An 18,448-nucleotide genomic window follows, 5' to 3' on the forward strand; every position below is an offset into this window, starting at 1 on the left:
GAATCATCGGCGATGGGTGGCTCATGACGTGAGCCATGGGCGCACCGCCTAACATCGGGCGAGGAGACAAGACCATGCGCATCCTGATTGCGGAAGACGACCAAGTGCTGGCCGATGGCCTGCTGCGCGCGCTGCGGGCCTCGGGCTATGCCGTGGACCGGGTGATGTCGGGCACGGAGGCCGACACGGCCCTGGCGACCCATGAGTTCGATCTGGTGATTCTGGACCTGGGCCTGCCGCGCCTGCATGGGCTGGAGGTGCTGCGCAAGCTGCGCGCTCGCGGGTCGACGATGCCTGTGCTGATCCTGACCGCGGCCGACAGCGTCGAGCAGCGCGTCAAGGGCTTGGACCTGGGCGCCGACGACTACATGGCCAAGCCGTTCTCGCTGCAGGAGCTGGAGGCCCGCGTGCGGGCGCTGACGCGCCGCGGCCTGGGCACGGCCAGCAGTGTTATCAAGCACGGGCCGCTGAGCTTCGACGCCACCGGCCGCGTGGCCTACATCAACGACCAGATGCTGGAGCTGTCGGCGCGCGAGTTGTCGCTGCTGGAGGTGCTGCTGCAGCGAGCCGGGCGGCTGGTCAGCAAGGATCAGCTCGTCGAGCGCCTGTGCGAATGGGGTGAAGAGGTCTCGAACAACGCGATCGAGGTCTACATCCACCGGCTGCGCAAGAAGATCGAGCAGGGGCCGATCCGCATCGCGACCGTGCGTGGCCTGGGCTACTGCCTCGAGAAGATCTCGTCCTGATGGCCAAGGAGGGCGCCAGCCCCCAGCAGGGCTCGCTGTTCGGCGAGATCCTGGACTGGATGCTCGCGCCGCTGCTGCTGATCTGGCCGATCAGCGTGGCGCTGACCTGGCTGGTGGCGCAGGGCATCGCCAGCCGGCCCTACGACCGCGAGCTCGGCGAGATGGCGCGCAGTCTGGGCCAGCAGGTGGCTTCGGTGGAGGCGCCCAGTCGCGGGCGGGATCGCTACGCGCTGGCACCAGAGGCCGCAGCGCTGCTGCGCGTAGATGCATCGGACACGGTCTTCTACCAGGTGCTGGGCTTGCGGGGCGAGTTGCTCAGCGGTGATGCGACCTTGCCCGTGCCCACGCCGGACGGGCCGATCGCGCCCTGGGAGCTGCATTTCCGTGATGACGAGGTGGGCACGGACGGCGTGCGCGTGGCCTACCTGTGGGTGGCGCCCGAGGGCGAGGTGGCGCCGGGCCGGCTGATGCTGGTGCAGGTTGCCGAGACGCTGGGCAAGCGTTCGCGGCTGACCAACGAGATCATCAAGGGCGTCATCCTGCCGCAGTTCGTGATCCTGCCTCTGGCGGTGCTGCTGGTGTGGCTGGCGCTGGCGCGCGGCATCTCGCCGCTGAACGAACTGCAGCGGCGCATCCGCTCGCGGGAGAGTTCGGACCTGTCGCCCATCGACGAGCAGCGCGTGCCCGACGAGGTGGCGCCGCTGGTGCGCGCCATCAACGACCTGCTGGCGCGGCTGGATTCGTCGATGAGCCGGCAGAAGCACTTCCTGGCCGACGCGGCGCATCAGCTGAAGACGCCGCTGGCCGGCCTGCGCACGCAGGCTGAGCTGGTGCAGCGCGAGATCGACGCGGGCCGCTCCAGCCCGGGCGAGCTCAAGCGCTCGCTGGCGCAGATTGCCAAGGCCAGCGAGCGCGCGGCGCACATGGTCAACCAGCTGCTGGCCATGGCGCGCGCGGAGGATGTGGAGCAGGCGCTGCGTCGCGAGCCGGTCAACCTGGCCGAGATCGCCATCGACACCGTGCGCGACTTCGTGCCGCGCGCGCTGGAGCGGCGCATTGACCTGGGCTACGACGGCGTCGTGCCGGACGACAGCCGCCTGTGCGTGCAGGGCCAGCCGGTGCTGATCGGCGAGCTGATCCGCAACCTGGTCGACAACGCGCTGCTGTACACGCCGGCCGGTGGCGTGGTGACGGTGCGTGTGGTGGAAGACCCCTTCGGCCAAGTCGTCGTGCTGCAGGTGGAGGACACCGGCCCTGGCATCGCGCCGGCCGAGCGGGAGAAGGTGTTCCAGCCCTTTTATCGGGCGCTGGGCAGCGGCGTGGAGGGCTCCGGGCTGGGGCTGGCCATCGTCAAGGAGATCGTGCAGCAGCATGACGCTGAGCTGATGCTGGACGACACCCGCGTGCGCCGCGCGGCGGGCGGCGAGTCGCCCGACGGCCAGGGCCCGGGGGCGCGCTTCACGGTGCGCTTCAAGGCCCAGGTGCGCGCGCTGGAGGCGCCCTGAGCGGGTCTGACCGGCGGGCTGCCGCGCAGTGTCAGGTCTTGACGAGCTTCTTGACCCGCGCGATGGACATCAGCATGCCCAGCGACAGCCCCAGCGTCACCATGGCCGTCCCGCCGTAGCTGATGAAGGGCAGCGGCACGCCCACCACCGGCAGGATGCCGCTGACCATGCCCATGTTGACGAACACGTAGGTGAAGAAGGACAGCGTCACCGCGCCGGCCATCAGGCGGCCGAACAGCGTGGGCGCGTCGGACGCGATCATCAGCCCGCGCAGGATCAGCGCCGTGAAGCCGGCCAGCAGTGCCATCGCACCGAGGAAGCCGAACTCCTCGCCGAAGGCCGCGAAGATGAAGTCGGTGGTGCGCTCGGGGATGAACTCCAGGTGGGTCTGCGTGCCCTGCATGAAGCCCTTGCCCGTCATGCCGCCGGAGCCGATGGCGATCTCGCCCTGGATGATGTGGAAGCCCTTGCCCAGCGGGTCCTTGGACGGGTCCAGCAGCGTGCAGACGCGGTGGCGCTGGTACTCCTTCAGCACCGGCCAGGTCACGTCGGGCTGGCAGATGCGCTCCTCGCTGAGCACCAGCGTCGTGATGCCGGCGGCGGCCAGCACGAAGGCCGGGGCGATGAGCTTCCACGGCAGGCCGGCGAAGAAGATCACGTACAGGCCGGCGGCCAGTACGAGGATGCCGGTGCCCAGGTCAGGCTGTTTGGCCACCAGCAGGAAGGGCAGCAGCAGCAGCGCGAACGCGGCCATGAAGTCCGGCCAGCGCAAGATGCCCTCGCGCTTCTGGAACCACCAGGCCAGCATCAGCGGCGTGGCCAGCTTGAGCAGCTCGGACGGCTGGATCTGCGTGATGCCGATGTTGAGCCAGCGCGTCGCGCCCTTCTTGGAGATGCCGAACAGCGCCGTCGCGATCAGCAGCGCGATGCCCAGCGTGTACACGGGCACGGCCAGTGCCATCAGCCGCTGCGGCGGCACCTGCGCCACGATCAGCATCAGCCCCAGGGCCAGCGCCATGTTGCGGGCGTGGTCGACGAAGCGGGTGCCGTGGTCGTAACCGGCCGAGTACATGCACAGCAGGCCCCAGCCGCACAGCCACAGGATGACCAGCAGCAGCGGGACGTCGAAGCCGCGGAGCCAGGGCTTGAGCCGGCTCAGCAGCGGCGGGCGTTCGATGACGGTCATCGCGAGGCTCCCCGGGCGGGTGTGGACGCGGCGGCAGCGGCCGAGGCGGCGGAGGCGGCGGAGGCTGGTGTGGCCGGTGCCGAGGCCGCTTGGCCAGGCAGCGGCACGTCGGCCGCGCGGCGCGGCGTGCCGATGGGGGCGAAGGTCTGGCCCAGCTGCGTCTTGGCGATGTCTTCCTCGCTGGGGTAGGTGCCGGTCAGCAGGTAGTCGAACACGCGGCGTGCGATGGGCGCGGCCGCGGCCGAGCCCCAGCCCGCGTTCTCGACGATGACAGCCAGCGCCACGCTAGGCTGCTCCAGCGGCGCGAAGGCGACGTAGAGCGAGTGGTCTCGCTTGCGTTCGTCGGCCTTGATGGCGCTGTAGCGTTCGCCGGCGCGCAGGCCCACGGCCTGGGCCGTGCCCGTCTTGCCGCCGCTCTGGTAGGTCGCGCCCATGAAGACCTGGCGCGAGGTTCCTTCCAGCGTCACGCCGTTCATCGCGTTGAGGATCACGCCGACGTCGGCGGCCTTCAGCGGCAGCGGCTCGCGCGCGTCGCTGGCGATGCGGCGCTGCTCGTGGCGAGCCACGTCCTCGATCTCGCGCACTAGCCGCGGCTTGAAGCGCTGGCCGCCACTGGCCACCGTGGCATAGGCATTGGCCATCTGCAGCATGGTGAAGTTGTTGTAGCCCTGGCCGATGCCTAACGAGATGGTCTCACCGGCATACCAGCGCTTCTGCTCCGGTGTCTTGAAGCGCCGGTCGGTGCGCTTCCACTCGGTGGACGGCAGCACGCCGGTCACCTCGCCCTGCAGGTCGATGTCGGTGCGGCTGCCCAGGCCGAACGGCGACAGCTCCTGGTGGATCAGGTCCACGCCCATCAGATTGGCGAGGTCGTAGAAGTAGACGTTGCTGGACGACACGATGGCCGCGCGCATGTCCTTGGGCCCGGGCCGGTCGGCCTCGGGGCTGCCGAAGCTGCGGCCGCCGAAGCTGTAGACCAGGTTGTCCTGGATGACGACATGCGGCCCGCGCTTGCCGCTGGTCAGCGCGGCCATGGCCATCAGCGGCTTGAAGGTGGAGCCTGGAGGGTAGGTGCCGCGCAGCGCGCGGTTCAGCAGCGGCTTGTCGATGTCCTCGTTGAGCTCGCGCCAGCTGTCGGCGTCAATGCCGTCGACGAAGAGGTTGGGGTCGAACGTGGGCTTGGACACGAAGGCCAGCACCTCGCCGTTGCGCGGGTCGATGGCCACCAGCGCGCCGCGCCGCTCGCCGAACAGCTGTTCGACGAGCGCCTGCAGCTTGATGTCGATGGACAGGTTCAGCGTGTTGCCGGGCGTGGGCGGGCGGTGGTCCAGCCGGCGCACCGCGCGGCCACCGGCGCTGGTCTCGACCTGCTCGAAGCCGGTCAGCCCGTGCAGCTCACGCTCGTAGGCCTGCTCCAGCCCTAGCTTGCCGATGTACTCGGTGCCGCGGTAGTTGGCGAGGTCTTCTTCTTCCCAGTCGTCCATGGCCTTCTTCTCGGCCTGGTTGATGCGGCCGATGTAGCCGATCAGGTGCGAGCCGACCTCGCCCAGCGGGTAGGAGCGGAACAGCCGCGCCTTGATCTCCACGCCGGGGAAGCGGAAGCGCTGCGCCGTGAAGCGCGCGACCTCCTCGTCCGTCAGCTTGGTGCGGATGGGCAGGGAGTCGGTGTGCTTGGCCTCTTCCAGCAGGCGTTTGAAGCGGCGCTTGTCGCGCGGCTGGATGTCGATGAACTGACCGAGCTGCTCGATGGTCGCGTCCATGTCGATCACCTTGGCCGGGTTGATCTCCAGTGTGTAGGCCGAGTAGTTGCTGGCCAGCACGACGCCGTGGCGGTCCTTGATGAGGCCTCGGTTGGGCACGATGGGCACGACGGCGATGCGGTTGGACTCGGCCCGCTCGGCCAGGCTGTCGTGCTGCATGATCTGTAGCCACACCAGCCGCGCCACCAGCAGCCCGAAGCAGAACAACACGAAGGCGCCCGCCGCCAGCACCCGGGCGCGAAAGCGCGCCAGCTCCTGGTGCAGGTTCTTCAGGACGACCACGGATGCGCTCAGAGCGGCCGATGCGCGTCGCGGTCCGGCGCGCGGCGCTGCGGCGCGAGCAGCAGCGCGCTCGCGACGGGCCACAACGCGGCCTCCAGGAAGGGCGCCAGCAGCACGTCCCAGCCCGGCCACATGCCGCCCACAGCCATGCGCACGAGCAGTGTCAGCACATGCGCGGCCACGAACAGCGGCAGGATCTGCACCGCCTGGCCGGCGAGGCTGAACCAGGCCATGCGCCGGTGCAGCGAGATCGCGCCGAAGCTCAGCGCGCTGTAGGCCAGCGCGTGCTGGCCCAGCACCGCGCCGTCATGCACGTCGATCAGCAGCCCGAACGCGAACGCCCATAGCACGCCCACGCGGCGCGGCTGGTGCACGCCCCAGAACGCGAGCACCACGGCCAGCAGGTCCGGCATCCAGGCCAGCCGGCCCAGCGGCACCATGTCGACCAGCAAGGCGAGCAGCAGCGAGAAGCCGATGAACCAGGGGTTGGCGGGGAGCAGCAGCTTTTCGGCTGCGCGCGGCATGATCATGGCGTGGCTCCCGAGGCCTTGGCGGCCGCTTTCTCGGCGGCCTTCTCGGCGCGCTCGGCCTTCTTCGCGGCACGGGCGTTGGCCTTGGCCTCAGCAGCCGAAGCGGCCTCAGCCGCCGCCGCAACCTCGGCCTCGTGCCTGGCCGCGAGATGGCGGTCCATCGGCAGCAGCACCAGCACGTGGCGGGCGCTGTCGGGCTGCGCGACGGGGGCGAGCTGCACCTGCGCGAAGCTGGAGTCGCCACGCCGCTCCACGGCTGCGACGCGCGCCACCGGCAGGCCTGGCGGGTAGATGCCGTCCAGCCCCGACGTGATCATGGCGTCACCCACCTTGATGTCCGCGTTGGCGGCCAGGAAGCGCAGCTCCATGCCGCTGCCGTCGGCGCGGCCGGCGGCCGCATTGCGCATCTGCGTGCGCGCGTTCAGCAGCGGGATGGCGGCGTCCTTGTCGGTCAGCAGCGTGACCTCGGCGGACAGCGGGTACACGCGCGTCACTTGGCCCAGCACGCCGGCCTCGTTGATGACCGGTGAGCCGGCCTTCACGCCCTGCGTGGCGCCGCGGTCGATGACGACGCGGCGCGAGAACGGATCCGGCGCCTCGAACAGCACCTCGGCGGCCAGCGACGGCACGACCAGCGCGGGCTGCAGCGCCAGCAGCTTGCGCAGGCTGTCGTTCTCGGCTTGCAGCGCGGCCACTCGGGCCAGGCGCTCGGCCTGCTGCGCCAGCTGCCGCTTGGCCAGGTCCTCGGCGGCCATCGCGCGCTGGGTGCCGCGCAGGTAGTCGCCGGCCTTCTCCCAGGCATCCACGGGCGTCAGCAGCAGGCGCTGCACGGGCTGCAGCACCAGTGCCAGCGCGCTGCGGGCCGGGTGCATGAGCTTGAAGCGCGCGTCCGCCACCATCAGCAGCAGCGCCAGTGCCGAACACAGCGCGAGCTTGGTCAGCGCCGACGGCCCCTGGCGGAACAGCGGCGGCGGGTTGCGGTCGAGGGTGCCGAGGGGCATCGCAGAAAGAAGGGGGTGATGCGCGCGGCTGTCAGCCGAGAGCCGGGCCGCCCCAAGGCGGCTGACGACCTTCTCGGAGGGTGGGCTCGGTACTCCGAGACCGGGTGCTCACATCAGTCAGAGGTGAAGATGCTGCCCAGGCGCTCCATGCGCTCCAGGGCCATGCCGCAGCCGCGCACCACGCAGGTCAGCGGGTCTTCGGCCACCAGCACCGGCAGGCCGGTTTCCTCGGACAGCAGGCGGTCCAGGTCGCGCAGCAGCGCGCCACCACCGGTCAGCATCATGCCGCGCTCGGCGATGTCGGCGCCCAGCTCGGGCGGCGTTTGCTCCAACGCGTTCTTCACGGCGGAGACGATCTGGTTCAGCGGGTCAGTCAGGGCTTCCAGGATCTCGTTGGACGAGATCGTGAAGCTGCGCGGCACGCCCTCGGCGAGGTTGCGGCCCTTGACCTCCATCTCCTTGACCTCGGAGCCCGGGAAGGCGCTGCCGATGTTCTTCTTGATGGCTTCGGCGGTCTGCTCGCCGATCAGCATGCCGTAGTTGCGGCGGATGTAGTTGATGATGGATTCGTCGAACTTGTCACCGCCGACGCGCACCGAGCCCTTGTAGACCATGCCGCCCAGCGAGATGACGCCGACTTCCGTCGTGCCGCCGCCGATGTCCACCACCATGGAGCCCGAGGCCTCTGCCACCGGCAGGCCGGCGCCGATGGCCGCAGCCATCGGTTCCTCGATCAGATAGACCTCGCTGGCGCCGGCACCCAGTGCGGCGTCGCGGATGGCGCGCTTCTCGACCTGCGTGGAGCCGCAGGGCACGCAGATGATGATGCGCGGGCTGGGCTTGAAGGTCTTGCTGTCGTGGACCATCTTGATGAACTGCTTGATCATCTGTTCGGTCACGACGAAATCGGCGATCACGCCGTCCTTCATCGGGCGGATCGCCTCGATGTTGCCGGGCACCTTGCCCAGCATGGCCTTGGCCTCGCGGCCGACGGCCTGGATGGTCTTCTTGCCGTTAGGGCCGCCTTCGTGGCGGATGGAGACGACCGAGGGCTCATCCAGCACGATGCCCTTGCCGCGCACGTAGATCAGGGTGTTGGCGGTGCCGAGGTCGATGGCCAGGTCGGTGGAGAAGTAACGGCGCAGGGAGGCGAACATGGTGTGGCGCGGGGAGCCTCGCCGGCAGGGCGCGGCTTGAAATCGGGGGCTGAATAAGCAGCGAGGCCGCCCGGGCCGCGACGGAATGCATCGCGAAGCGGGCAGCCTCGAAGGCTTGCAAGATGGGCGGCGATAATAACCGAACACCCCTGTTTTGAGCCTGCCGACACGCGCTTTTCGGCTCAATCCTTACACCTGAAAACGCCCTCCATGAGCCTCAGCCACGACGACGTGAGCCGCATTGCCAACCTGGCCCGGTTGGAGCTGCAGCCGGCCGAATCCGCCAGCCTGCTCGGCAACCTGAACGACTTCTTCAAGATCGTCGGCCAGATGAGCGCCGTCGACACGGCCGGCGTCGAGCCGCTGTACACGCCGCTGTCGGCCATCCAGCAGGTGCAGCTGCGCCTGCGCGAGGACGCCGTCACCGAAAGCAACCAGCGCGAAGCCAACCAGCGCAGCGCCCCGGCCGTCGAGGACGGCCTCTTCCTCGTTCCCAAGGTCATCGAATGAAGCCCGTTCACGACATGGGCGTGGCCGAGCTGGCCGCCGCCCTGAAATCCCGCGTGCTGTCCAGCCGCGAGGCCACGCAGGCGCTGCTGGCCCGCATCGCCGCGCATGACAAGGCGCTGGGCGCCTTCTTGCACGTCGACGCCGACGGCGCACTGGCCCGCGCGGCCGCGGCCGACGCGCTGCTGGCCGCCGGCCAGGGCAGCGCACTGACCGGTGTGCCGACCGCGCACAAGGACATCTACGTCACGTCCGACATGCCGACGACGGCGGGCTCCAAGATGCTGGCCGGCTATCGCAGCCCGTTCGACGCCACGGTCGTGGCCCGCCTGAACGCGGCCGGCACCGTCTCTTTGGGCAAGCTGAACTGCGACGAGTTTGCGATGGGCTCGGCCAACGAGAACAGCGCCTTCTTCCCGGCCAACAACCCATGGGACCTGGGTCGCGTGCCCGGCGGTTCGTCCGGCGGCTCAGCCGTCGCCGTGGCGGCACGCCTGGTGCCCGGCGTGACCGGCACCGACACCGGCGGCTCCATCCGCCAGCCGGCCAGCTTCACCGGCATCACCGGTATCAAGCCGACCTACGGCGTGTGCTCGCGCTACGGCATGATCGCCTTCGCCTCCAGCCTGGACCAGGCCGGCCCGATGGCCCGCTCGGCCGAGGACTGCGCGTTGCTGCTCTCCAGCATGAGCGGCTTCGACGAGCGCGACGCGACCAGCGTCAACCAGCCGCCGCAGGACTTTCACGCGCAGATGCTGGCCGTCCGCGATGGCGCCACCGCCGCGCAGCCGCTCAAGGGCCTGCGTATCGGCCTGCCGCGGGAGTTCTTCCCCGCCGGGCTGTCGGCCGACGTGAATACCGCCGTGCGTGCCGGCCTGGCCGAGCTGGAAAAGCTGGGCGCCACGCTGGTGGACGTCAGCCTGCCGCGTACCGAGCTGGCCATCCCCGTGTACTACATCATTGCCCCGGCCGAGGCGAGTTCCAACCTGAGCCGCTTCGACGGCGTCAAGTTCGGTCATCGGGCCGCGAAGTACGACGATCTTCTCGACATGTACAAGAAGACGCGTGCCGAAGGCTTCGGTGCCGAGGTCAAGCGCCGCATCATGATCGGCACCTATGTGCTAAGCCACGGCTACTACGACGCCTACTACCTGCAGGCTCAGAAGCTGCGCCGCATGATCGCGGACGACTTCCAGCAGTGCTTCACGCAGTGCGACGTCATCGCCGGTCCGGTGGCGCCCACCGTCGCCTGGAAGCATGGCGAGGGCAAGGACGACCCGACGCAGGCCTACCTCGCCGACATCTTCACGCTGCCCGGCTCGCTGGCCGGCCTGCCCGGCATGAGCGTGCCGGTGGGCACCGGCGCCGGCGGCATGCCCGTCGGCCTGCAGCTGATCGGCAACTATTTCAAGGAAGGGCAGTTGCTGCACACCGCGCACGCCCTGCAGCAGGCGACCGACTGGCACCTGGCCGCGCCAGGAATCTGATGGCCCCCACGCTCACCATGTTCGCTGCCCCCCGAGGGGGCGCCAGCCTCCTTGAGGCGGCTCTGCGGAGTCTGATCTGACATGCCCACGACCCACCAACTCATCCGCGGCTACGAAGTCGTCATCGGCCTCGAAAACCACGTCCAGCTCTCCACGCAGAGCAAGATCTTCAGCGGCAGCTCCACCGCCTTCGGTGCGGAGCCCAACACGCAGGCGTCGCCGGTGGACCTGGCGCTGCCCGGCACGCTGCCAGTGCTGAACCGCGCCGCCGTCGAGCGCGCCATCCGCTTCGGCCTGGCGGTGGGCGCCAAGGTGGCGCCGCTGTCCATCTTCGCGCGCAAGAACTACTTCTACCCCGACCTGCCCAAGGGCTACCAGATCAGCCAGTTCGAGATCCCGGTGGTGCAGGGTGGCAAGGTGGAGTTCTTCGTCGGCGACAAGAAGCACGTCGTCAACCTGACCCGCGCCCACCTTGAGGAAGACGCCGGCAAGAGCCTGCACGAGGACTACCACGGCCAGTCCGGCATCGACCTGAACCGCGCCGGCACGCCGCTGCTGGAGATCGTCTCCGAGCCCGACATGCGCTCGGGCGCAGAAGCCGCCGAGTACGCCAAGACGCTGCACGCCCTGGTGATGTGGCTGGGCATCTGCGACGGCAACATGCAGGAAGGCTCGTTCCGCTGCGACGTCAACGTGTCCGTCCGCAAGCCCGGCGAGCCCTTCGGCACGCGCCGTGAGATCAAGAACCTCAACAGCTTCCGCTTCCTTGTGGACGCGGTGAACTACGAGGTCAACTGGCAGATCGACGAGATCGAGGACGGCCGCAAGATCCAGCAGGCTACGGTCCTCTACAACCCGGACACCGGCGAGACCCGCGCGATGCGCAGCAAGGAAGACTCGGCCGACTACCGCTATTTCCCCGATCCCGACCTGCCGCCGCTGGTGATCGCACCGGAATGGGTGGAGCGCGTGAAGGGCGAGATGCCCGAGCTGCCGGCCGTGATGGCCGCGCGCTTCATCGAGGTCGATGGCCTGCCCGAGTACGACGCGACGATGATGACGCAGAGCCTGGCGACGGCCCGCTACTACGAGGCCGCCAAGGCCGCAGGAGCGGTGCCGAAGCTGGTGGCGAACTGGGTCATGGGCGAGATCAGCAAGCGGCTGAATGCGAGCGGTGGCGAGATCGACGCCGCGCCGGTCGGCCCCGAGCTGCTGGCCAAGCTGATCGCTCGCATCTCGGACGGCACCATCTCGAACAACGCCGCCAAGCAGGTGTTCGAGGTGCTGTGGACCGGCGAGGCGAGCGACGTGGACGCCGTCATCGACGCCAAGGGCCTGAAGCAGGTCAGCGACACCGGCGCCATCGAGGCCATCCTCGACGAGGTGCTGGCCGCCAACCAGAAGTCCGTCGACGAGTTCCGCGCCGGCAAGGACAAGGCGTTCAACGCGCTGGTGGGCCAGGCCATGAAGGCCACCAAGGGCAAGGCCAACCCGGCGCTGGTCAACGAACTGCTGAAAAAGAAGCTGGGCTGAAGTGAAGCCTGCCCCTCGCCCAGTCTTGCCCTGCTGAACGCAGGCAAGCCCGGTCGGCCCCCCAAGGGGGCGGCGATGCTTGCCGGATCGACCGGCAAGCACATCGTCAGACGGGCCGGCTTGGGGCGGCCCGGCGCTCGGCCCCAGGGAAAACGCTTAGCGCTTGGGTGCGGAGGCAGTGGCCGTCGGCGCCGCCTTGGGCAGCTCGCCCAACGGCGGCATGGAGCCGGGCGCCGCGCCGGCCCACAGCTTCTTCAGCCGTGCCAGTTCGGCGTCGTAGCGCGTGTTGATGCGCACGATCTCGGCCTTCTGGTTCTCGATGAGCACCTGCTGCGCCTCGACGCTGGCGTCGTTGGCGTCCAGCTGCTGCTTGAGCTTGGCCGGCAGCGGCCGGCCCCTGTAGAACTCGGCCTCGTCCAGCAGTGGCTTGCGCTCGGCACCGAGGTCCTTGATGCGGCGCTCGGAGATGCGCATGGCCTTGTTGGCGTCGTCCAGCGCGGTGTTGCGGGCGCGTTGGTGTGCTGCCTCGGTGGGGTAGCGCTGCACCAGCGAGCGGTCACGGCGGACGGCGTCCTGCTGGGCGATGCGCTCGGCTGCGGCGCGGCGGTCGGCGGCCTCCTTGGCGGCGCGCTCCTCGGGGCTGAGGAAGGGCGGCAGCGTCGTGCGCTGCGAGCCGTCGGTGTTGAGCACGCGCTGCTCGCGCGCCGTGCATTCGGCGATGGGGCGGTCGCTCGTCAGCCGCCGGCCGTCGGCCGTCGTGCAGGTGTAGATGCCCTTGCCCGGCGCACCGTCCTGGGCCCAGGCGGTGGCGGTGAGCAGCAGACCGGTGACGAGCAGCAGGCGCATCAGACCCCGTAACGCTCTCGGTAGGCCAGCACGGCCGGCCGGTGCGCGGCCAGCTCGGGCGCGCCGTCCAGGTAGGCCAGCAGGTCGGCCAGGCCGGCGATGGCGACGACCGGCAGCTGGTAGCGTTCCTGCACCTGCTGCACGGCCGACTGCGTGCTGTCCACGCCGCCCTCGGCTGCTTTCTCCTGGCGGTCCAGCGCGATGGACACGCCGCAGGGCGTGGCGCCGGCGGCCTCGATCATCTGGATGGACTCGCGCACCGAGGTGCCGGCGGAGATGACGTCGTCGATGATGAGCACGCGGCCCTTGACCGGCGCGCCGACGAGAGTGCCGCCTTCGCCGTGGTCCTTGGCTTCCTTGCGGTTGTAGGCGAAGGGCACGTTGCGGCCGCGGCGGGCCAGCTCCATGGACACGGCAGCAGCCAGCGTGATGCCCTTGTAGGCCGGGCCGAAGATCATGTCGAAGGCAAGACCCGACGCGATCAGGCGCTCCGCGTAGAAGCCGGCCAGCCGGCCCAGCTTGGCGCCGTCATCGAACAGGCCGGCGTTGAAGAAGTACGGGCTGAGGCGCCCGGCCTTGGTCTTGAACTCGCCGAAGCGCAGCACGCCCGCCTCGACGGCAAAGGCAACAAAGGACTGGGCGAGTGGGTCGGCAACGGGATACATGTTGCAAAGATTCTAGGGGTCAAAAAAAGAGGCCCGACCCCTAGAAAGGGTTGGGCCTCCAGGTGATTCTCACCACGTCGCAGGTCAGGCCTGCAAAGCGTCAGGCGTCAGAACGAGGCCTTGAACTGCACGCCGTAGCTGCGTGGCTCGTTGACGATGCCGGTCATGTTGTTGAAGTCGATGGCGGCCACGATCTGACGATGGTTGGTGATGTTGCGGCCGTAGGCGGCCACTTCGTACTTGCCATCGGCCCAGGCGTAGCCCACGCGCAGGCCGCCCTCCAGCGCCGACTTGGCGCGGTACTCCACGGCCTCGTACAGGAACATGTTGTACTTGTCCTTGTAGGCCCAGTCGGTCAGCACGGTCAGCTCGCCGCCGGCCAGCTCGGTGCTGTACTTCATCGTCCAGTTCCACACCAGCTTGGGCGCGCGCGGCAGGTCGTTGCCGTTGATGCTGACCGTGCCGGCGAACGGGCCCGCCGGGTCGCGCACCGTGCAGCCCGAGCCGCAGGGCGAGACGAACAGGCCGGCGTCCTTGATCTGCGTGTCGTTGTACGAGAAGCCCAGCGTCGTGCGCCAGTCGCGCGCGATGATGGCCTGCGCATCGACCTCGAAGCCCTGGCCCTCGGCCTTGGCGGCGTTGACCAGGCGGTTCTGGTTGACGCTGCCGCTGCCGGCGGTCAGCTGCAGATCCTTCACACGGTACTTGAACACCGTGCCGGTGATGCGGGCGGTGTTGTCCAGCAGGTCGGCCTTGAAGCCGGCCTCGATGGACAGCATCTTCTCGGAGTTGGCTACCGAGATGGTGTCGCCGAACAGCACGCGGCCCTGGATGGACGGGGCGCGGTAGCCGGTGGCAACGCGCGTGAACAGGCTGGTGGTCTTGCTCAGCGCGTAGTTGGCGCCCAGGTCCCAGCTCCAGTTCGTCGACGCGGGGTTGGCGCGCAGCGGGCCGACGTTGTTGCCGCCGAACGGTGTCTGTGTGCGCGCGGCGTCGAAGTCCTTCTTGTCGTCCGTGTAGCGCAGGCCGGCCGTGAGCTTGAGCTCCGGCGTCACCGTGTACTTCACGTTGCCGAAGGCGGCCCAGGACTTGGCGTTCTGGTGCTGCACGGCATAGCCGTTCTGCGTGTCGCCGGCGTTGAAGCTGTCGAAGTTGAAGCTGTCCACCTGCAGCTTCTCGTTGAAGTAGTACAGGCCCAGGATCCACTGCATCGCGTCGCTGGTGGTGGACTGCAGGCGGAACTCCTGCGTGGTCTGGCGCAGCGTGGGGATGCCGTCGGCGGTCTGCGCGTCGAACGGGATGTTGGCGTTCTGGCTGCCGTAGTTCGGGCCCGACGGCGGTGCGTAGGGGGCGCCGAAGCCGCCGTCCACATCACCGCGGCTGTAGAACTCGGCGCGGGCGTGCGACGTGATGGAGTACAGCGACACGCCGGTGAAATCCCAGCGCAGGCGGGCGCTGACCTCGTTGGACTTCAGCGTCTGCGAGTTGTAGCCGTCGGTGGGGTAGTAGGCGTCGTTGTAGCCGTCGACGAAGTCGTTCGTGCCCTTCTTGATGATGTTGGCGCGGAAGGTCGTTGCCGTGCCCTTGTAGTCACGGGCCTGCACCTTGAACAGGCCTTCGAAGCCGGCGGTCTTGTACAGGGCCTGCACGCGCAGGGCCTTGTCGTTGTAGCCCTCGAGGTCGGACGTGGCGCCGGCGATGGGGTTGTGCACGCGGTCGTCCTGGCGCTGCACCAGGCCGGCCACGCGGACCTGCAGGGCACTGCTGATCGGCACGTTGACGGCGGCTTCCAGGTTGGTGGCGTTCCAGCGGCCGAAGCCGATGTTGGCGTAACCCTCCAGGTTCTTGGTCGGCTTGGCCGAGTCGAACTTCATGACGCCGGCCGGCGAGTTGCGGCCGAACAGCGTGCCCTGCGGGCCGCGCAGCAGTTCCACCTGCGCCATGTCGAAGACCGGGAAGCCCTTCAGCGCGATGCTTTCCTGCACCACGTCGTCGTACACCAGGCCCACGGGCTGCGAGGCGTTCATGTCGAAGTCGGTGTTGCCCAGGCCGCGCACATAGAAGCGCGGGAAGGTGCGGCCGAAGTCGGACTCGATGTTCAGGCTGGGCACCTTGCCCGACAGCGCGCGGATGTCCTGGCCGCTGGCGTTGTAGGTGTCCAGCTCTTCGGACTTGATCGCCGAGATCGACAGCGGCACGTCCTTGAGGTTCTCGGCGCGGCGGCTGCCGGTCACGATGACGGCCTCCAGCTGGCTGACGTCCTTCTTGGCTTCCGGCGCGGCGGCGGCTTGTGCCACGGCGGCCTGCATCGGGAAGGCCGCGCCCAGCGCGAGCGCGAGCAGGGTCGGAGTGAGACGGGGGTTCGGCATGAAAAATCCTCGGGTTGACGGGGGTTGGGCTGCGCGGAACAAAAAAATGGGCGCTGTAACGCCTCTCTTTCCTACGGGATCGTAAAGATCAGATGACGCTTTCGTGATGAAAGCGGGCCGGGGTGTTGTGCGTTTGCTGCACTGCGATACTGCGCGCCGCCTCATCTCCTCGGAAACCCGATGCGCTTCATCACCGCCAACCTCAACGGCGTGCGTTCCGCCGCCAGCAAGGGCTTCTTCGACTGGCTGGCCCAGCAGAAGGCCGACGCCGTGGGCGTGCAAGAGCTCAAGGCGCAGGCCGATGTCGTCGAGGCGCAGTTCCGCACCTGCGACCGCCTGGCGGGCCACTTCCACTACGCAGAGAAGAAGGGCTATTCGGGCGTGGGCCTGTACACGGCGCAGGAGCCCAGCGAGGTCCTCATCGGCTTCGACGGCGGCGAGTTCGACGGCGAGGGCCGCTGGGTGGAGACCCGCTACGACAAGCCCGGCCGCAAGCTCAGCCTCATCAGCTGCTACTTCCCCAGCGGCTCCTCGGGTGAGGACCGCCAGCAGGCCAAGTACCGCTTCCTGGCCGCGATGTACCCGCACCTGCAGGCACTGAAGGCCGAGCGCGAGTTCATCCTGGTGGCCGACGTGAACATCGCGCACCAGGAAGCCGACCTGAAGAACTGGCGCAGCAACCAGAAGAACAGCGGCTTCCTGCCCGAGGAGCGCGCCTGGATGACGCGCCTGCTGAGCGAGGGCGGCCTGGTGGACGTCTACCGCCGGCTGCAGCCCGACACGACCGACACCTGCTACACGTGGTGGAGCAACCGGGGCCAGGCCTACGCCAACAACGTGGGCTGGCGGCTGGACTACCACCTGGCCACACCGGCGCTGGCCGCGCTGGCCCGCACCCAGTCCATCTACAAGGACCAGAAGTTCAGCGACCACGCGCCGCTGAGCATCGACTACGACTTCCAGCTCTGAGAGGCTGAGAGTTTTTCACCCATGCCCGCCTTGCACGCCAAAACGCCCTCGCCCGTCGTTGCAAATGCTCGCCATAGCCCGAGCTATGGCTGCGCTTTGCGCCTAGTTCGAGGGCGCTTTGCCGCGCCTTTCTGGCACGGCCGAAAAACTCTCAACCTCTGAGGCGGCAAAGCCGTCGCTGAGTCGGCCCGCGCGGGCCTTGCCTTCAGGGGAATCCCGAGGTCTCGCTGCGCAGAAAGCGCGCGCCGGGACCGGACAATCGCGCTCCTGTCTGCGGGCCACCGCCCGCGCCGCCGCCCTATCGGGTCCCTCCTGGAACGACTGACGTGACTACCCCCACCTCCGTGGCCCATCCGGCCACGCCGCCTGCAGGCGCCACCATTCTTGGCCAGCCCAACCAGCTGTTCGTCCTCTTCTTCACGGAGATGTGGGAGCGCTTCTCTTACTACGGCATGCGGGCGCTGCTGGTGCTGTTCCTCATCGCCGAGGCCAGCAAGGGCGGCTGGGGTTGGACGCGCGAGCAGGCGCTGGACCTGTACGGCTGGTACACGCTGTTTGTCTACCTGACACCCATCCTCGGCGGCTATGTGGCCGACCGCATCCTGGGCACGCGCCGCTCGGTGCTGCTGGGCGGCTTCATCATCGCCGCCGGCCACATCGCGCTGTTCCTGGAGACGGTGCCCAGCTTCTACGCGGGCCTGGCCCTCATCGTGCTCGGCACCGGTCTGTTCAAGCCCAACATCTCGGCCATCGTGGGCCAGCTCTATGGCAAGGACAACGAGGGCGCCCGCGACGGCGGCTACACCCTGTTCTACATGGGCGTGAACGCCGGTGCCTTCTTCGGCATCTCGCTGTGCGGCTACATCGGCGAGAAGATCTCCTGGAACCTGGGCTTCGGTCTGGCCGGCATCTTCATGATTCTGGGCGCGCTGCAGTTCTGGCTCAGCCAGGGGCTGTTCGGCAAGATCGGTGACAAGGTGGACGCCGAGTCCGCCGCGCGCCTGGCCGCCGCCGAGGCCCAGGACGACACGCCCAAGCACGTGGTGGCCGACCGCCTGAAGGCCATCTTCGTGTTCTCGTTCTTCACGATCTTCTTCTGGTTCGCGTTCGAGCAGGCCGGTGGCTCCATGACCATCTTCGCGGCCGACTACACCGACCGCACGCTCAGTGGCAGCGCCGGGCTGATCTTCAAGGTCATCAACACCGCGATGACGCTGGTGCCGGCCGCCATCCTGACCTGGCTGCTGTTCAAGCTCTACCGCGCCACGGGCGGCAAGTACGCGCTGGCCAATGCCTCGCTGGCGCTGGCCTTCGCCATCATCTGGGGCCTGTGCCTGTGGATGCTGGGCCGCGAGTTCGCGATGGACCAGAGCGAGGTGCCCGCCACCTGGTTCGGCGTGCTGAACAGCTTCTTCATCGTCGTGCTGGCGCCGATGTTCTCCAAGATGTGGGAGGACAAGTGGAACCCGTCCGGCCCGGTCAAGTTCGGCACCGGCCTGGTGCTGCTGGGCCTGGGCTTCGCCGTGCTGTCCTACGGCTCGGCTGGCATCCCGCAAGGCGCCAAGACCGCGCAGGTCAGCATGATGTTCCTGGCGCTGGCCTACCTGTTCCACACCATGGGCGAGCTGTGCCTGTCGCCGGTGGGCCTGAGCTACATCTCCAAGCTGGCCCCAGCGCGCCTGCTGGGCCTGATGTTCGGCGTCTGGTTCCTGAACTCCGCCATCGCCAACAAGATCGCCGGCTCCACCGGCGCCTACATCGACCACATCTCGTCCACGTACTCGATGTCGGCCTTCTTCCTCATCTTCACCGTCATCCCCATCGGCGCCGGTGTCGTGCTGATGGCCATGACGCCACTGATGAAGAAGTGGATGCACGGCGTGCACTGAGCCTGCGTTCCGCTGC

Annotated in this window: 15 protein-coding genes; 7 read left to right on the forward strand and 8 right to left on the reverse strand. The window is 68.4% G+C overall.

Translation table 11 applies throughout. The features are described from left to right. Positions 1 to 74: 74 nt before the first annotated feature. Positions 75 to 746, forward strand: a complete 672-nt coding sequence (locus tag ACG0Z3_RS20390; protein WP_394401084.1) for a response regulator — start codon at positions 75 to 77, stop codon at positions 744 to 746. After that, complete coding sequence (locus ACG0Z3_RS20395; RefSeq protein WP_394401087.1) at positions 746 to 2,251, forward strand: sensor histidine kinase; 1,506 nt, start codon at positions 746 to 748, stop codon at positions 2,249 to 2,251. The genes ACG0Z3_RS20390 and ACG0Z3_RS20395 overlap by 1 nt, the downstream gene beginning before the upstream one ends. A 31-nt stretch (positions 2,252 to 2,282) precedes the next feature. Here the strand turns inward: ACG0Z3_RS20395 and rodA are convergent, their stop codons facing one another. From rodA to ACG0Z3_RS20420, 5 genes are all read right to left on the reverse strand, one after another. Next, positions 2,283 to 3,437: a rod shape-determining protein RodA gene (gene rodA / locus ACG0Z3_RS20400; protein ID WP_394401090.1), complete on the reverse strand. Its 1,155-nt coding sequence runs from the start codon at positions 3,435 to 3,437 to the stop codon at positions 2,283 to 2,285. Continuing rightward, positions 3,434 to 5,479 carry a penicillin-binding protein 2 gene (gene mrdA / locus ACG0Z3_RS20405; RefSeq protein ID WP_394401092.1) on the reverse strand — a complete coding sequence of 682 codons (2,046 nt, stop codon included), beginning with the start codon at positions 5,477 to 5,479 and terminating at the stop codon, positions 3,434 to 3,436. The genes rodA and mrdA overlap by 4 nt, the downstream gene beginning before the upstream one ends. An 8-nt stretch (positions 5,480 to 5,487) precedes the next feature. Beyond that, positions 5,488 to 6,009 (reverse strand): rod shape-determining protein MreD, encoded by a 522-nt coding sequence (gene mreD, locus ACG0Z3_RS20410; RefSeq protein WP_394401094.1) that lies wholly within the window; start codon positions 6,007 to 6,009, stop codon positions 5,488 to 5,490. Next, the gene (gene mreC, locus ACG0Z3_RS20415) at positions 6,006 to 7,010 is read right to left on the reverse strand and encodes a rod shape-determining protein MreC (protein WP_394401096.1); all 1,005 of its coding nucleotides are present in this window, start codon (positions 7,008 to 7,010) and stop codon (positions 6,006 to 6,008) included. Before mreC ends, mreD begins: the two co-directional genes overlap by 4 nt. Before the next feature lie 113 nt (positions 7,011 to 7,123). After that, positions 7,124 to 8,167 (reverse strand): rod shape-determining protein, encoded by a 1,044-nt coding sequence (locus ACG0Z3_RS20420; protein ID WP_268166557.1) that lies wholly within the window; start codon positions 8,165 to 8,167, stop codon positions 7,124 to 7,126. A gap of 210 nt (positions 8,168 to 8,377) precedes the next feature. Here ACG0Z3_RS20420 and gatC point away from each other — a divergent pair, with 210 nt between their 5' ends. From gatC to gatB, 3 genes are all read left to right on the forward strand, one after another. Then, positions 8,378 to 8,677 carry an Asp-tRNA(Asn)/Glu-tRNA(Gln) amidotransferase subunit GatC gene (gene gatC / locus ACG0Z3_RS20425; protein WP_394401100.1) on the forward strand — a complete coding sequence of 100 codons (300 nt, stop codon included), beginning with the start codon at positions 8,378 to 8,380 and terminating at the stop codon, positions 8,675 to 8,677. Next, positions 8,674 to 10,161: an Asp-tRNA(Asn)/Glu-tRNA(Gln) amidotransferase subunit GatA gene (gatA, locus tag ACG0Z3_RS20430; protein ID WP_394401102.1), complete on the forward strand. Its 1,488-nt coding sequence runs from the start codon at positions 8,674 to 8,676 to the stop codon at positions 10,159 to 10,161. The genes gatC and gatA overlap by 4 nt, the downstream gene beginning before the upstream one ends. Positions 10,162 to 10,242: 81 nt before the next feature. After that, positions 10,243 to 11,694: an Asp-tRNA(Asn)/Glu-tRNA(Gln) amidotransferase subunit GatB gene (gene gatB / locus ACG0Z3_RS20435; RefSeq protein WP_394401105.1), complete on the forward strand. Its 1,452-nt coding sequence runs from the start codon at positions 10,243 to 10,245 to the stop codon at positions 11,692 to 11,694. Positions 11,695 to 11,850: 156 nt separating this feature from the next. Here gatB and ACG0Z3_RS20440 read toward each other — a convergent pair whose 3' ends face one another. The 3 genes from ACG0Z3_RS20440 to ACG0Z3_RS20450 form a co-directional block, all read right to left on the reverse strand. After that, positions 11,851 to 12,540, reverse strand: coding sequence for a hypothetical protein (locus tag ACG0Z3_RS20440; protein ID WP_394401108.1), 690 nt, complete (start codon positions 12,538 to 12,540; stop codon positions 11,851 to 11,853). Continuing rightward, entirely contained in the window at positions 12,540 to 13,205 is a 666-nt protein-coding gene (gene pyrE / locus ACG0Z3_RS20445; protein WP_394401111.1) for an orotate phosphoribosyltransferase, read from the reverse strand. Before pyrE ends, ACG0Z3_RS20440 begins: the two co-directional genes overlap by 1 nt. A 107-nt stretch (positions 13,206 to 13,312) precedes the next feature. Beyond that, a complete protein-coding gene (locus tag ACG0Z3_RS20450; protein ID WP_394401114.1) occupies positions 13,313 to 15,574 on the reverse strand; it encodes a TonB-dependent receptor in 2,262 nt (753 codons plus the stop codon). A 180-nt stretch (positions 15,575 to 15,754) separates the two neighbouring features. On the opposite strand from ACG0Z3_RS20450, the gene ACG0Z3_RS20455 reads away from it, so the two are divergent. Both ACG0Z3_RS20455 and ACG0Z3_RS20460 read left to right on the forward strand, forming a co-directional pair. Next, positions 15,755 to 16,543, forward strand: a complete 789-nt coding sequence (locus tag ACG0Z3_RS20455) for an exodeoxyribonuclease III (protein ID WP_394401117.1) — start codon at positions 15,755 to 15,757, stop codon at positions 16,541 to 16,543. A 326-nt stretch (positions 16,544 to 16,869) separates the two neighbouring features. After that, a complete protein-coding gene (locus ACG0Z3_RS20460) occupies positions 16,870 to 18,432 on the forward strand; it encodes a peptide MFS transporter (RefSeq protein WP_394401119.1) in 1,563 nt (520 codons plus the stop codon). Positions 18,433 to 18,448 lie beyond the last annotated feature (16 nt).

This window comes from Pelomonas margarita (assembly GCF_043555875.1).
In the GTDB taxonomy this organism is placed as follows: domain Bacteria; phylum Pseudomonadota; class Gammaproteobacteria; order Burkholderiales; family Burkholderiaceae_C; genus Pelomonas; species Pelomonas margarita.